Genomic DNA, 14,638 nt, shown 5'->3' on the forward strand with positions numbered 1-14,638 from the left:
CCTTCAGTTTTTCTGATCAGCCCATCGATATATTTTCTTCAGCTTCTACAGGTAAAAGCCTAGCTAAAAAACGATATCTTTCTTTTAAGGAATATTTATAAATATCCTCTATTGAATCTTTCAATAATTTAGATTTTTCTTCTTTTGAAAATGACCCATTCTTTATAATCATTCTTGCTTCAAAAAGGAATTCAAGATATTCTTCATATGATTCATCATATACTTTACCTAGGTCATTCCGTATTTTTTTTGCGAGCGTTGGACTTGCTCCATTGGTAGAAACACTTATGGAAAGCATGCCTCTATTCAATGTGGCCGGTATATGAAAATTACCCAACTCATGATTGCTGATTACGTTAACCAACTGACTTTCGGATGCATTCTTGTAAACTCGTTCGTTTACTTCAGTAGAATTGGTAGCAACAATGATTAAAAATGCATCATTATAGTCAGTTTCTTCCACTTCTTTAAGTAAGACCCGAATCTTACCTTCTTTCTCCAACACTTGAAAACCTGTGCATATTTCGGGGCTTACGACGGTAACTTCAGCACCAGCTTCCAATAAGGGGCCCGCTTTAAAGTAAGCTATTTTACCACCGCCAATTATGACACACTTTCTGTTCTCGATATTAAGCGTAATTGGATACATAGGCTCCCTCCCCACTCACTTCATGAATTCGTTCTGATATTGCTTGTTCAATCTTTGGGTGATAACCTAAATATCGGCAAAGTATGATTCTTTGCTTCCCCTTTTTTTGGATCTTTTTTATACTATTTTCAATCGACTGCATTAAGAGACCTGTAAACAATAAGTAAGGAATGATAAATACTTGGTTTGATCGAGATTCCACCGCAAATTCTAACGCTTCTCCAAAGCTTGGTGTGGCAGCTGTCAAATAACACTCTTGCACCCGGATTTTTGGAAACCTGTTCCTTAGCAAAACGGCCAATCGAGATAAATCCCTTTTCACGTCGGGGTCACTGCTGCCCCTTCCAACCAATAAAACCAAGGAATCATCTGTAACACTTACATTTGTTTCCTCCAACCGTTCCACTAAAATGTCAACCATTTTCTCGCTGACACCAATCGGCCTTCCGTATTTCAAGCCAACAGCGGGGTACCGTTCTTTCATTTTATTCAATATGACTGGAATATCATGTTTTGCATGTACAGCTGTCAGCAATAGAACTGGAATGGCCAATATGCTCGTCGCACCTTTTTGGACGCATCGTTCGTAGGCCTCTTCAATCGTAGGAGTTTCCAATTCCAAGAAGCAATACTCTTGAATGGAATATGGCTGTGCTTGCATACAAACTTTAATAAAATCAATGGCTTGGGCTGAAGCTTCTTTAACACGGCTGCCATGGCAAATATATAAAATGGCTTCCATTAAAAGGCCTCATTCGCCAACAAATTTTCGGTTTGTTTTCCTTCAAACCATTTGATTTTTTCCCGTAAATTAACGACATCCCCCACGACTATCATGCAAGGATTCGAAATTTGTTCGTAATTGGCGGTTTCCACTACTTTAGCCAACGTACTGACAGCTGTTTTTTGCGTTGTTAATGTACCCCAATGAATAAGGGCCACCGGAGTCTCTGGGCTTTTTCCATGTTCCAAAAGTTTTCCTTGAATATATGGCAGGTTTTTAACACCCATATAAATGGCTAATGTATCGATTCCTTTTGCAAGGGATTCCCACTTGATATTATCCTCTTCATCTTTTTTCCGATGACCGGTAACAATTGCAAATGATGAAGCATAGTCCCTATGTGTAACTGGAATTCCCGCATAGGCTGTAGCAGCGATTCCAGCTGTAATTCCTGGTACGATTTCAAAGCTCACGCCACTTTTGGCAAGGGCTTCCGCTTCCTCACCGCCTCTCCCAAAGACGAATGGATCGCCGCCTTTCAAACGGGTGACTATTTTTCCCTTTTTTGCATATTTAACGAGGAACCGATTGATGGTATCCTGCTGCAACAAATGATAATCCGGCAGTTTACCGCAATTAATCAGCTCGACACCGTCTTTTGCATGATTCAAAAGTTCTTTATTGACAAGTCGATCATATAAAATGACATCAGCTTCTTGGATGCATTTTAATCCTTTTAATGTAATTAAATCTGGATCTCCGGGACCGGCTCCTACTAGATATACTTTCCCCATTTTTGCATCCTGCCTTCCCTTAGAGAATTGTTTCGAATTCCGATAAAACGAAACCTGCTCCATTTTTAATTTTCCTTTTTTCATATAATGAGATGTCATCCACTTCAGGCGTTTTCAAATAATGCTTTTCCAGCTCGATATCAACAAGATCAAACGCCTTTTCATCTGAATCGGCAACAATGATGACATGAATTGGTTTTTCCTTGATAGTGACTTCAAAACGGTATAGATTCATGGAATGCTTACCTTCCCCTATTAAACGGCCACTTCCGCTAATATATCATCAAGTTTACTTTGTAATTCGTCTACCCCTACCCTTTCCACAAAGTCGAGAAAGGTTTCGGAAAGAAGTTTAGTTTCTTTGAAAAATAGGATCATTTCTTTCAAAACATGATGGAGCTTTTCAGCTTCCACTTTTCCTTTAAGCTTTTCATTGAACTTCCCGCCCTCATTCAGCGTTCCTCCAACGTATATCTCAAAAGCCTCGACCATCTTTTTATCCTGATTTTTCATTTTTATGCCTTGCAGCCCTATTTCGGCGATGGCTCTTTGACCGCAATTATTCGGACAGCCGACCATATGCATCCTTACAGGCACATCGAGATCTATTTCCTTGTCCAGTGATTCAGAAATGGTCCTCATTCGGTTTTTCGTATCAACTAGAGCCAGGTTGCAATACTCGATGCCTGTACACGAAACGGAGTACCCAATGAATTTCTTTGGTTGATATGGAAATCTTTCGAAGATGGATTCCTGCTTTAATTCCTCAATTTTTGCATCCGGCACATTAGGAATGATTAGATTTTGAGAATTACAGTTGCGGATTTCACCATTTCCATATTTTTTTGCAAGTTCGGCAAACTCGATCACTTCGTCTGGGTTTAGACGACCAACTGGTATATTGACGCCAACATAGTTCAGACCATCTTGCTTTTGTTTATGGATGCCGTAGAAATACCCTGCATTCCATCCCTTCACCGCACTTTCTCCCTTTTCAGGAAGCGGACCGGTGTATTCCAGCAATTTTTCCTTGAATTGTTCAGGACCCCAGTCAGCGACAAGGAATTTCAAACGTGAGCGATGACGCTTTTCACGGTACCCAAAGTCACGGAATATCGTCGTGATGGCGGCAGCCACTTCCACAGTTTTTTCAGGTAAAATGAATAAGTCAAGTTCTTCTGCCAGCATCGGAACGGAGGAAAGCCCACCCCCTACTTTTACGTGAAAACCGACTTCCGTTATTCCATCAATTACTTTAGTAGCTGGATTGAATGAAACACAGTTGATTTCAGCATTTGAAGCATTATGGATATTGGCACTTATGGACATTTTATATTTCCGCGGAAGGTTCGAATAGTCTTCATTAAGGCGGAAATACTCAAATACATCATATAGTACCTCGCGTGTATCAAATAGTTCATCAGGATCGATGCCTGCCAATGCATTACCGATGATATTACGGGTTATATCACCACAAGCTCCAGCCGTAGTCATTCCAACCTTTTCTAAACGATTCAATATATCCGGGACCTGTTCGATGGTCAGCCAATGGAATTGAATGGCTTGACGGGTTGTAATGTCATATACGTCCCTCCCGTAATCTTTAGCGATGTTAGCTAGAGTTATTTGTTGATCATAAGTCAGGATACCTCCGGGAATAACGACTCGCATCATCCAATAACCAGCTTCTTTTGGCCGTTGCAGGTATAAACCTGCCCACTTGAACATATCCCATTTCTCTTTAGGGATGGAATCAAACCCATTTGCTGCGTAATGTGGAATATCATCAAATATCTTCAAGCCGTCTTTTTCCAATTTCCAGATTTCCGTTTTATTTTTAGCGATTAGTGGATTTTCCGACCAAAATTTCTCGTAAACCATTACATTTCCTCCTTGATTAAATCGCTTTCTTTGCTGTTAAATAACCGATTACCTGTTCAACGCACTCTTCAATGCTGTATTGGTCGGATTCTAAAATGATTTCCGGTTGTTCAGGTTCTTCGTATGGAGAGTCGATTCCGGTAAAATCTTTAATGATGCCTTTACGGGCCTTGTCATAAAGCCCTTTTGGATCACGCACTTCGCACTCTTCAATCGGACACTTTATGTATACTTCAATAAACTCCCCTTCTTCGAGTAAATCACGTACAATCTGCCGATCTGCCCTGAAAGGTGATATGAAAGCGGTCAATACGAACTGCCCACTATCCACGAATAACTTGGAAACCTCACCGATCCGCCTAATATTCTCGGTTCTATCTTCTTCAGAAAAACCTAAATCTTTATTTAAGCCATGACGGATATTATCACCATCCAAAACATAACTTCGAATATTCCGATTGTATAATTCTTTAGCGACCGCGTTTGCAATCGTTGATTTTCCGGAACCCGATAGTCCTGTAAACCATAGAACCGTGCTTTCATGCCCGTTCTGCTTCCGTCGGTGCTCCTTGGTCAATGACGTCTCATGCCATGTGACATTCGTACTTTTACTCATTTGATATTCCCCCTCTTCATGTGACCCTTCCATTTATGTCCAATCAGTTATAAACTTCATTTTTTTTTAGACCTTCTATCAACACCTCGATGACTTCCTTACGGCTAAAGGTAGCTGGAGGAATTTCTCCATTACGCAACATTTCCCTTACCTTCGTTCCAGACAGGATGACATGGTCTTCCTTGCCATGCGGACAAGTTTTAGCGGAAGCCATATTGCCACATGCTTTACAGTAAAAACTATGTTCAAAGAATAATAGCGTGATTCCTAACTCATCTGCGTTAAAGTTCCCGAAGATTTTTTGGGCATCGTATGTGCCATAATAATCGCCCACACCCGCATGATCACGTCCGACGATAAAATGGGTGCAACCATAATTTTTACGGACCATCGCATGGAAAATGGCTTCTCTAGGTCCTGCATAACGCATGGCAGCAGGGAAAACTGCAAGGGAGACGCGATCCTTAGGATAATATTTGTCAAGCAGAACTTTATAGCTTTCCATTCTTACATCTGCCGGAATGTCATCTGATTTAGTGGCACCGACGAGAGGATTTAAGAATAAACCGTCGACGATCTCCAATGCTGTCTTTTGAATATATTCATGTGCACGGTGAACAGGGTTCCTCGTTTGGAAACCGACAACCGTTTCCCATCCTTTTTCAGCGAAAGCCTTCCTTGTCTCGACTGGGTCCAAATAATGAGCTTGAAATAGCGGACGCTCTATTCTCTTGATCAACTTTATTTCCCCGCCGACATATACATCCCCGCGGTTATATAAGTTTTTTACTCCAGGATGCTTCTCATCAGCTGTTTGATATACCAATGTCGCTTCCAATTGCTTATCTGGAGTGTAAATATCAGAAACGGAGAGAACCCCGTATGTTTCACCATCATGGGTTAATGTTACTTCTTCACCTATAGTAAGGCTTCCTGCAGTTTCTTCGGTCAAAGGCAGCGTAATCGGGATGCTCCATACATGTCCGCTGCTTAGCCTCATATCCTTTACCACTGTCTCATAGTCACTTTTTGTAAAGAATCCTTTAATCGGGCTGTAGGCACCAGTCCCTATCAATTCAAGATCGCTTAAAGCAATTTCATCGATTTCGATTGACTTCGTTATTTTACTAATATCATATTTTGGTTCCCAAAGATCGATTAATGTTCCTCCGTGCGGTAAACTGATTGTCATGCTAATTTCCCCCTATGGTTTCTATTTATTTATGCCTATAATTTCTATTTATTTAAGACAAATGCAATCCGCATTCCGTTTTTTGAGCCCCTTGCCAACGGCCTGAGCGTAAATCATCAGCATTGAAGGCAGGTGCAGTACACGTTTTACATCCAATGCTCGGATATCCATTATCATGCAGGACATTATATGGAAGACCATTTTTGTGGGCATAGCGCCAAACATCTTTCCATGTCCAATGTATGAGCGGGCATATTTTAACTGATTTGAACTTATTATCCTTATTGATATACTCGGTCTTAGCCCTTGTTTCGGATTGCTCCCTCCGCAGTCCCGAAAGCCAGGCTGTTGCCGATGAAAGCACATCTGTAAGCGGAACGATTTTACGGATGTTACAGCACTTATTGGAATCACTAAGCCATAATTCATCGCCATATTCCGCCGCTTGTTCCTCAAGCGTCAAGTCAGGTTTCTTCATTTCGATCAAAAGCTTCGGATATCGCTTCTTCACTTCCTCGATCAATTGGTAAGTTTCCTCAAAATGAACATCTGTATCTAGGAAAACTATTTTTGCCGAAGGATTGACCTTCGCCAATAAATCCGTAAGCACGATGCCTTCAATACCAAAACTGCAAGCATAAATCAGTTTGTCTCCATAATGGTCATTCGCCCATTGCAGTACTTCCAAAGCACCTTTTGTCTCAGTGTCTTGAGGAAATACAGGGAAGTCCCCTGTATTGAAATTTTCATAGTTTATTAATGCAGCCAACTTTGTAGCCCCCTCTAAAAACTTGCTGTATCAGGTTAGAGTAACTGTTGATCAATTCCCGTTGTAATCTTCCCCGGGTTATTTGAATCTAGGAAAAAGAGACGAATCTAACCAATACTCTCTTTATATCAGTTAAACCCGCCTCTAGTTTTTCTAGTCAGCAGATACCTTATTTAATTCTTAGTTTTTCATTTCTCTCCATTTGAATGATTTTACCATCCTGGACAATAAGTGTAATGGATCCATATTTCATTGAATTAAGCATTTCTTGAAGTCGTTCAAAAATTTCTTCAAGCTGATTCTCTTTATTCAAACCAGTTCCTCCTTTAAGAAAACCCGCGAATATTTTATTTTAAATTTTTTAGATTTATATAATTCCATACAACCTTACATTGTTATGGTCTGCCTAAAATTTTCACAAAAAACAAAAATCTTTCCATGATGGAAAGATCGCAAGGTAAATATCTTTACCTTATCTTCCAAAATGATCAACATTTTGTTGGAGTTAGCACCTTGCATCCATCATGCAGGTTGCCGGACTTCAAAGGGCCAATTCCCTCCGTCGCTCTGGATAAGTTTTATTATTTTAAATATTAACATATATTTAATCCTTGTCAATGGAGTTTTCTTATAAAATAACTTGGTTTAATATTATGGATGAACTGTTATTTTTATACACACTATTCAATTTATGATTTTATGTTCATATAAATACGAAAATAGACTCGTCTTTTTAGATAAAATCTCCAAAAAAATGAGTCTATTTTCATTAATAGGCCTATTATTGACGCGTGTTATTCTAAAAAAATTTCTAAGGTTCCAGTCTTTTTATAGAAGGAATTAATTTATTGAAGTCATTAATTTCTTAACTGTATCGCTTCTACAAATTCTTGAACCTGACTCTGGACGCGATCAATTAAATGCAAATCATTGATCGGATTTTCTGGATTCTGTTTATCTATTTCCTTATCAACAAAATAAATCCCCTGCAGCGGCTCGCCTTTTAATATTGAAATTAATGGTTTAAGCGCATAGTCAATCGCCAATAGATGCCTGTTACTTCCACCAATCATGATTGGCAACACCGGCTTACCCTTAAAAGCACCTTCTGGCAGCAAATCAATCAATGCTTTCAATACACCTGTATAAGAAGCCTTATAAACCGGTGAACCTATAATGACTCCTCTGGCTGCTTGAATTCGCTCTGAAAGCTTTGAGATATCCTCGCTATTATATTTCCCTTGGAATAAATCATCTGCTGAGAAATCCGTAATCGAGAAATAAGCTGTAGTAAATCCTGCATTTTCGACTAATGATTGAATATGTTTTAGTGAAATGTCCGTTCTTGATGGAATAGCCGGACTTCCTGATAAAATTACGATATCGCTCATTTGATACCCTCCAATGTTACAAGATTTCCAGATATAATTTTCTTAAAGCATTTCGTGAAGTATACATTTATCGTAATTGTCTGAAAAATATAAGTCAAATCTTACACTCTGGACTTCTACTCTTAATGAAAAAAGAAACGGTCATATTTACGGCTTGATTCTCATGCCCTTAAATATGACCGTTTCATTATGTATGATTTTGTTTCCCATGAATACCATATACCAAAAGATGAGCAATGCTCTTAATTCGTTCAGAAGTAAAATATGGCTCCTTTTTTTGTTGATGGATCTCATAATGTGTAGATAAAGCCAATGTGAAAGAAATGATCCCTACATTAAATAAAATAATATCAGAGATATATTGTATCTCTCCGCTATCTATTCTCTTCTGTATTTCAATATGCCTGGCATTTGGCTTGAAAATCTGATCTACATATTGCTTTGAAATATCTTGATCGAATTGTGTTTCCCTAAATAATATCGAAAACTGTTCTTTATTTTCAAGAATTTTTTTTATCATGGTAGTAACATGATTCTCCACTAGATCATCCGTGGATAGATGGCTAGTCCCATCTTCAGATTCCTCTTTTTCATTAGGGGTAATTGTAGCCAAAAGCAAATCTTTTTTGCTGTCAAAGTATTTGTAAATAGTAGCTTCGGAAACATTGCATGCAGAGGCAATTTCATTCGTTCTTGTCATGTCAAAACCTTTAGTGGCAAAAAGAGTCCGGGCTACATTTATGATTCGTTCTTTGGTTTGCTGCCCTTTTTTCAAAAATATCAACCTTCTTTTATAAAGATAAGACCGGTTTCACCCATCTATTTCCCATGATATATCGCTGGTATCAATCGGTCAATATTACCTTTGATCTATTAGAATTCAATATTCCCATATATCATAAATAGAAAACATCAACTGGTCGGGACGATGTTTTCTATTTATGAAAATCACTTAAAAGATGCATAGCCATCATCGACCATGACTACACTTCCATTGATCGCATAAAGACATGGGAATCATCGATAAATTGAATGCAAGTCAAATGCGCGGTGAATTGATTAAGCCAGAAGCCATTGCAAATGCCGTCTATCTATTATCGTTAGAGGAAGCGGATAACCTTGTATGATAGGAGTGTCGACCCCGCCCGGAGCAATGCCCACAACGCGTATGCCATGGGCACCCAATTCCAAAGCTGCTGTCTGTGTCATCATTCTTACAGCGCCTTTAGTCGCCTGATAGGCAAAAGTCCCATGGGAAGCTAAGTAGCCAAACACGGAAGCGGTATTTATAATGACTCCCTTGTTACCCAGTTCCTTCATTTTCCGTCCTGCTGCCATGATTCCAATGGCCACTCCGTACTGGTTCACCCCAATCGTTTTGTAGTAACCTTCCATATCTTGGTCTAGGATCATACCGCCCGCACCAATGCCGGCATTATTAAACATGATATCGAGCCTTCCGTATGTTTCCACTGCTTTATTGATTAACGATTCAACATCTTCCTACTTAGAAACATCCGTTTTAACATAAATCGCCACTCCACCATTAGCTGTTATCTGATCAACGGTTTCCCGACCCATTTCTTCATTAAAATCCGCAACAAACCTTGTCCCCTTTTGCTGCAAATTTCAGGCATGTGGCTCGGCATAAACTGCTTGCTCCCCCTGTGATAACTGCAACTCTTGCTGTCATATACATTCCCCTTCCAAAAAAGTAAGTAAACACTTACTTTTTATTATAAAAGTAAAGAATAGTAAATTCAAGCAAAATGTATTTTTATTGAGTTTTGAGCTTTCAAAAGTAAAGCTGTCCTATTAATAGGACAGCTTCATTTGTTTAGCAGGTTTTCAATTCGGCCTTACTTACGGATGTCTTCACCATTTCAATGAAAAGTTGAAGGAAGCGATCATCACCTGTCAATTCTGGATGAAATGCACTTACGAGGACATGGTCTTGTCTCGCAGCCACTACATTCTCTTCATAAACAGCCAATACTTCTACACCTTCTCCAACTTCATCAGCAAATGGCGCCCGGATGAATACTGCCTTATATGGGGCTTCCATTCCTTTGATGGATAGGTCAGCCTCGAAACTTTCCCGTTGACGTCCAAATCCGTTCCTTTTCACGGAAATGTCCATTAGTCCGAGATAGGCCACCTCATCGCCAGTCAATTCATTTGCCGCCAATACCATCCCAGCACATGTACCGAAAATTGGTTTTTTATCTTCGAAGAAAGTTTTGATCGGTTCCATAAATCCATAACGATCCATTAGCTTCCTCATCGTCGTGCTTTCTCCGCCTGGAATGATCAAGCCATCGATTTCCCGCAACTGTTCCGGTTTTTTTACTATAATCGCTTGTTCGCCGGCAGCTTTGATTTGGTTCAAGTGTTCTTCAACCGCTCCCTGTAATCCCAAAACACCGATCGTTATCATATTACCATCCACGTTCCTGCATCCGTTCTGCCGGAGCTAGTTTGGAAATATCAATGCCCTTCATTGCACTGCCCAATTCTTTTGACAACTTGCCAATCAATTCATAATCGGTGAAATATGTAGTCGCTTGAACGATTGCGGATGCGAATTTTTCTGGAGTTTCAGATTTAAAAATACCAGACCCAACGAAAACGCCATCTGCTCCCAATTCCATCATCAATGCAGCATCTGCTGGAGTGGCAATTCCGCCCGCTGCAAAGTTAACTACAGGCAATTTACCTGTGCGTTTGATTTCTCTTAAAATTTCAAATGGGGCTCCAAGATTTTTTGCCTCTGTCATTAATTCATCATCACTCATGATGCTAACTTTGCGAATTTGTGACTGTACCTTTCTCATATGACGCACAGCTTCCACAATATTACCTGTTCCTGGTTCTCCTTTTGTACGAAGCATGGATGCTCCTTCACCAATACGGCGCGCAGCTTCGCCTAAATCACGGCAGCCACAAACGAAAGGTACTGTGAAATCACTTTTTAGAATATGGTATTCTTCATCTGCAGGAGTCAGCACTTCACTTTCATCGATATAATCCACTCCCATGGATTCCAGGACCCTTGATTCAACGATATGGCCAATCCTTGCTTTAGCCATGACCGGGATTGAGACTGCATTCATTACTTCCTCGACAATTCGCGGATCTGCCATTCTTGCTACGCCGCCAGCCGCACGGATGTCGGAAGGTACCCTTTCCAATGCCATGACAGCGACCGCACCAGATGCTTCTGCGATTTTTGCTTGTTCTGCGTTAATGACGTCCATGATTACGCCACCCTTTTGCATTTGTGCCATTCCTCTTTTTACTGTGTCAGTTCCTAATAATTTTTCCATTTTTTTCTTCCCCCTAATATTTTCATTTTTTAGATTTGTTAGGCTTAGTATAAAAAAGAGTTGACCACATTGAAAGTGTCAGTTTTAATAAGTTTAATGAGGTCAGTAAAAATTTATCAAAAAGGTGGCAACAAAATGAATATGCTTTCTTGCGATTTAAATCGGTTAAGTGAAGTACCTTTGTACGAACAATTATATTCATATATTAAAAAAGAAATCATTGAAGGCCGTCTTCTTTACGGCACAAAACTACCTTCCAAGCGGAAATTGGCAGAGTTCCTTCAAATAAGTCAAAATACCGTGGAGACTGCATATGAACAATTGACTGCTGAAGGATACGTTGAAGTCATACCAAGAAAAGGGTACTATATTCAAACTTTCGAGGATTTAGAGTATACACAAACTAACCAAGTATCAGTGGAACAAATCAATCATAAACAAGGGGAATTGCTATATCATTTTCATCCCAGCCAAATTGACACGGAACATTTCCCATTTGAAAAATGGAGAAAATACATGAAAAGCAAAATCGATGAATCACATCAAGATCTTCTTTTACTTGGGGATTCTCAAGGGGAATATGAATTACGATGTGAAATTGCCCATTATTTGTATCATGCACGTGGTGTTCAATGTGTCCCAGAACAGATCATTATTGGTGCAGGAATGGAAATTTTATTACAGCAGCTTGTCCTTCTATTCGATAAAAATGCCATCTATGGTGTTGAAGATCCCGGGTATCACTTGATTCATCGGATTTTACGCAGCTACCCAAATGAAGTCCATCCACTGCAAATTGATGAAGAAGGCGTAAAGGTGAACCAAATTGAAGATTCAAACATCGACGTTGTGTATGTCACTCCCTCACATCACTTCCCCAATGGGACAATCCTATCCGTTAACAGACGGACGCGATTGTTGAACTGGGCTCAAGGGGCAGCAAACCGTTATATTATCGAAGACGATTATGATAGTGAATTTCGTTATAGTGGAAAAACAATTCCTTCCTTACAAAGTATGGATGCTGGTGATAAGGTGATATATTTAGGGTCATTTTCAAAATCATTGATGCCATCAATTCGGATCAGTTATATGGTTCTTCCCGCTCCATTGTTACAAATGCATCAACAGGAATTGTCTTTTTACCATTCAACCGTTTCACGGATTGATCAGCACGTGTTGACACAGTTCATGAAGGAAGGGGATTTTGAAAAGCATTTAAATCGGATGAGGAAAGTGTACCGTCGGAAGCTGGATAAAGTGATTGATCTATTTAAACCCCATCAACAAATAAAAATCATTGGAGAGCGATCAGGATTGCATATCGTCCTCATCGTCAAGAACGGCATGGATGAACAGACACTTATTCAAAAGGCAAACGAAGACCATATTAAAATTTATGGATTATCAACATATTCAATCGAGAAAATTGACGAACATCCTCCAAAAATTATATTGGGCTTTGCAGGGATTCCTGAATCCGAATTGGAAAAAGCCATTCACCTTTTATTGAACTCATGGGGGTTATAAAAGTGGCTCATAGAGCCCCAATTTCTTAACTTTAGGAGATATTTCAATGAAAATGTCAAAAGAGGTTCGGAATGGTCTCATCCTGATTCCCTCTCACGATTGTATCGGGATGATTACCCTGATTTTAATACAAGACTTTTCTTTGTGATGAAATTCGGATTGAATGTCTGGAGCCCAGCCACTGCTTGAAGCATGCGGTGAGGAGTATTTGGCAGGACGTCGACCTTAAGGGAACGGAATCATCATCCGGACCGCAAAATTTATGCTCCGGGGTTCGAATAATTCGTTGTCGGTCAAATAAAGTGCGGTTTGGACGAAAAACGGCTTCGTCTGAAAACAACTGAGAGGTTTTTCAAATAAAAATAATGCAGGCAAACTCATTTTTCTACGAGTTTGCCTGCATTCTGAAAATTTCACTCTTGTGGATTTTTTTAACTTTTAGATAAATACAGTTCCATCATATCTTTTGGTACCATGCTCCCTCCGGTAGCCCAGATGACATGCGTCGACTGGTTCATTTTATCCAGCAGTTTTTGATCCATAAGATATTCCCTTCCTTCTTTAGCTGACAAAAGTTGTATCGGACCAAATGCTCCTGCTAGGGCAGATGGCTCTAAATAATGGCCTTCCGTCTCTGCCATTTCCTTGAGTAGTTCGAATAACCTTCTATCCTCTATGGTATAGCTCCCGCTTAACATGGTCGTCATCATACTGGAAACCAATGCTGAAGGCCTTCCTACTGCAAGACCATCCGCTTCCGTCTTATTATCGATGCCAAAGTCCTGAACCGAAACTTTGTCATGAAGTCCTGTCATCAATCCGAGCGTCATGCATGGTGAATGTGTCGGCTCTGCAAAAAAACAATGTACATCATCTTCAAAGGCTAACTTGAGCCCATATGTTATGCCGCCTGGCCCGCCGCCGACACCGCATGGTAAGTACACAAACAAAGGATGATCTTCATCTACGGCAATAGACATATCTTTCAATTGTTTCTTCAGTCGCGTTGCAGCTGTCGCATAACCTAGCAGCAGATCCATGGAATTTTCATCATCAATAAAGTGGCAATCGGGATTAAGTGATGCTTCTTTACGGCCTTCTTCTACAGCTTTACTATAATCATCATCATATTCCTTTACAATGACACCCAGACTAGTTAATTTATCCTTTTTCCACTGTTTGGCATCTGCAGACATATGGACCGTTACTTTAAATCCCAGCTTCGCGCTTATTATTCCAATACTCATTCCTAAATTGCCGGTTGAACCGACAGCAATCGAATATTTTGAAAAAAGCTCCTTATATTCATCACTCGCAAGTATTCCATAATTATCAGTCCGCTTTAAACCGCCATGCTTCATTGCTATTTCCTCAGCACGTTTTAAGACCTCATAAATACCTCCGCGTGCCTTGATTGAACCTGATATAGGTAAATGACTGTCACATTTCAGCAAAAGTTTTCCCGCAATTTTAGTTCCATAGGATTTTTCCAAGTTTTTTTGCATGAAAGGAATCTCTACTAGAGGTGATTCAATGACCCCCTCCATTGGTTCAGTTTCTGGAAATGCTTTAATTATATAATTGGCAAATCTATTTAATCTTTCTTCAGCCGATTTAACTTGTTCAGCTTGGACCATTGGATTTTCTTGTTTGTTACCGTAATCTGGATTCTTCCAGAAGACTTCATTCATCTTTATCACATTATTAAGTATTGGATCTTTCGCTTTCCATTCGTTAATCGATAATCCTGCGATTTTATGCATCTC

General features: G+C 39.7%; 15 protein-coding genes, 1 pseudogene and 1 riboswitch. Of the genes and pseudogenes, 1 reads left to right on the top strand and 15 read right to left on the bottom strand.

From position 1 onward, the window contains the following. Positions 1 to 16 precede the first annotated feature (16 nt). The 14 genes and pseudogenes from AC3WLU_RS24365 to pdxS form a co-directional block, all read right to left on the bottom strand. Positions 17 to 649 (bottom strand): NAD(P)-binding protein, encoded by a 633-nt coding sequence (locus tag AC3WLU_RS24365; protein ID WP_492598068.1) that lies wholly within the window; start codon positions 647 to 649, stop codon positions 17 to 19. Further along, positions 630 to 1,391 carry a sirohydrochlorin chelatase gene (locus AC3WLU_RS24370; RefSeq protein ID WP_283928567.1) on the bottom strand — a complete coding sequence of 254 codons (762 nt, stop codon included), beginning with the start codon at positions 1,389 to 1,391 and terminating at the stop codon, positions 630 to 632. Before AC3WLU_RS24370 ends, AC3WLU_RS24365 begins: the two co-directional genes overlap by 20 nt. Beyond that, a complete protein-coding gene (gene cobA, locus AC3WLU_RS24375; protein WP_095679685.1) occupies positions 1,391 to 2,167 on the bottom strand; it encodes a uroporphyrinogen-III C-methyltransferase in 777 nt (258 codons plus the stop codon). Before cobA ends, AC3WLU_RS24370 begins: the two co-directional genes overlap by 1 nt. A 19-nt stretch (positions 2,168 to 2,186) precedes the next feature. After that, a complete protein-coding gene (locus AC3WLU_RS24380; protein WP_057277557.1) occupies positions 2,187 to 2,402 on the bottom strand; it encodes a DUF3906 family protein in 216 nt (71 codons plus the stop codon). 20 nt (positions 2,403 to 2,422) lie between these two features. Continuing rightward, positions 2,423 to 4,048 (bottom strand): nitrite/sulfite reductase, encoded by a 1,626-nt coding sequence (locus tag AC3WLU_RS24385; protein ID WP_492598069.1) that lies wholly within the window; start codon positions 4,046 to 4,048, stop codon positions 2,423 to 2,425. Positions 4,049 to 4,064: 16 nt separating this feature from the next. Next, positions 4,065 to 4,664, bottom strand: coding sequence for an adenylyl-sulfate kinase (gene cysC, locus AC3WLU_RS24390; protein WP_048680807.1), 600 nt, complete (start codon positions 4,662 to 4,664; stop codon positions 4,065 to 4,067). 43 nt (positions 4,665 to 4,707) lie between these two features. Next, positions 4,708 to 5,856, bottom strand: coding sequence for a sulfate adenylyltransferase (gene sat / locus AC3WLU_RS24395; protein ID WP_063576144.1), 1,149 nt, complete (start codon positions 5,854 to 5,856; stop codon positions 4,708 to 4,710). Positions 5,857 to 5,908: 52 nt separating this feature from the next. Then, a complete protein-coding gene (locus tag AC3WLU_RS24400) occupies positions 5,909 to 6,625 on the bottom strand; it encodes a phosphoadenylyl-sulfate reductase (RefSeq protein ID WP_098864584.1) in 717 nt (238 codons plus the stop codon). 169 nt (positions 6,626 to 6,794) lie between these two features. Further along, positions 6,795 to 6,938 (bottom strand): YezD family protein, encoded by a 144-nt coding sequence (locus AC3WLU_RS24405; protein ID WP_082609336.1) that lies wholly within the window; start codon positions 6,936 to 6,938, stop codon positions 6,795 to 6,797. A 156-nt stretch (positions 6,939 to 7,094) separates the two neighbouring features. Then, a riboswitch (SAM riboswitch) is annotated at positions 7,095 to 7,203 on the bottom strand. Positions 7,204 to 7,482: 279 nt separating this feature from the next. Further along, positions 7,483 to 8,016, bottom strand: a complete 534-nt coding sequence (ssuE, locus tag AC3WLU_RS24410) for an NADPH-dependent FMN reductase (protein ID WP_048680796.1) — start codon at positions 8,014 to 8,016, stop codon at positions 7,483 to 7,485. Between the two features lie 187 nt (positions 8,017 to 8,203). Next, on the bottom strand, positions 8,204 to 8,791 hold the full coding sequence (locus AC3WLU_RS24415) for a TetR/AcrR family transcriptional regulator (RefSeq protein WP_492598070.1): 588 nt from the start codon (positions 8,789 to 8,791) through the stop codon (positions 8,204 to 8,206). A gap of 284 nt (positions 8,792 to 9,075) precedes the next feature. Next, a pseudogene (locus AC3WLU_RS24420) lies at positions 9,076 to 9,709 on the bottom strand (SDR family NAD(P)-dependent oxidoreductase). Positions 9,710 to 9,853: 144 nt separating this feature from the next. After that, the gene (gene pdxT / locus AC3WLU_RS24425; protein WP_063576142.1) at positions 9,854 to 10,453 is read right to left on the bottom strand and encodes a pyridoxal 5'-phosphate synthase glutaminase subunit PdxT; all 600 of its coding nucleotides are present in this window, start codon (positions 10,451 to 10,453) and stop codon (positions 9,854 to 9,856) included. 1 nt (position 10,454) lies between these two features. Further along, positions 10,455 to 11,342, bottom strand: coding sequence for a pyridoxal 5'-phosphate synthase lyase subunit PdxS (pdxS, locus tag AC3WLU_RS24430; RefSeq protein WP_034306956.1), 888 nt, complete (start codon positions 11,340 to 11,342; stop codon positions 10,455 to 10,457). Positions 11,343 to 11,477: 135 nt separating this feature from the next. On the opposite strand from pdxS, the gene pdxR reads away from it, so the two are divergent. Then, a complete protein-coding gene (gene pdxR, locus AC3WLU_RS24435; RefSeq protein ID WP_063576141.1) occupies positions 11,478 to 12,872 on the top strand; it encodes a MocR-like pyridoxine biosynthesis transcription factor PdxR in 1,395 nt (464 codons plus the stop codon). 431 nt (positions 12,873 to 13,303) lie between these two features. Here pdxR and dsdA read toward each other — a convergent pair whose 3' ends face one another. Then, positions 13,304 to 14,635, bottom strand: coding sequence for a D-serine ammonia-lyase (dsdA, locus tag AC3WLU_RS24440; RefSeq protein WP_492598077.1), 1,332 nt, complete (start codon positions 14,633 to 14,635; stop codon positions 13,304 to 13,306). Between the last annotated feature and the right edge of the window lie 3 nt (positions 14,636 to 14,638).

It is taken from the genome of Peribacillus sp. FW305-BF15 (assembly GCF_058783805.1).

Excerpts from the sequence above, each read along its gene's own strand:
- AC3WLU_RS24385 (WP_492598069.1), bottom strand. The coding sequence starts at position 4,048 with ATGGTTTACGAGAAATTTTGGTCGGAAAATCCACTAATCGCTAAAAAT.
- pdxS (WP_034306956.1), bottom strand. The coding sequence starts at position 11,342 with ATGGAAAAATTATTAGGAACTGACACAGTAAAAAGAGGAATGGCACAA.
- cysC (WP_048680807.1), bottom strand. The coding sequence starts at position 4,664 with ATGAGTAAAAGTACGAATGTCACATGGCATGAGACGTCATTGACCAAG.
- dsdA (WP_492598077.1), bottom strand. The coding sequence starts at position 14,635 with ATGCATAAAATCGCAGGATTATCGATTAACGAATGGAAAGCGAAAGAT.
- cobA (WP_095679685.1), bottom strand. The coding sequence starts at position 2,167 with ATGGGGAAAGTATATCTAGTAGGAGCCGGTCCCGGAGATCCAGATTTA.
- AC3WLU_RS24380 (WP_057277557.1), bottom strand. The coding sequence starts at position 2,402 with ATGAATCTATACCGTTTTGAAGTCACTATCAAGGAAAAACCAATTCAT.
- pdxT (WP_063576142.1), bottom strand. The coding sequence starts at position 10,453 with ATGATAACGATCGGTGTTTTGGGATTACAGGGAGCGGTTGAAGAACAC.
- AC3WLU_RS24370 (WP_283928567.1), bottom strand. The coding sequence starts at position 1,391 with ATGGAAGCCATTTTATATATTTGCCATGGCAGCCGTGTTAAAGAAGCT.
- pdxR (WP_063576141.1), top strand. The coding sequence starts at position 11,478 with ATGAATATGCTTTCTTGCGATTTAAATCGGTTAAGTGAAGTACCTTTG.
- ssuE (WP_048680796.1), bottom strand. The coding sequence starts at position 8,016 with ATGAGCGATATCGTAATTTTATCAGGAAGTCCGGCTATTCCATCAAGA.
- AC3WLU_RS24365 (WP_492598068.1), bottom strand. The coding sequence starts at position 649 with ATGTATCCAATTACGCTTAATATCGAGAACAGAAAGTGTGTCATAATT.
- sat (WP_063576144.1), bottom strand. The coding sequence starts at position 5,856 with ATGACAATCAGTTTACCGCACGGAGGAACATTAATCGATCTTTGGGAA.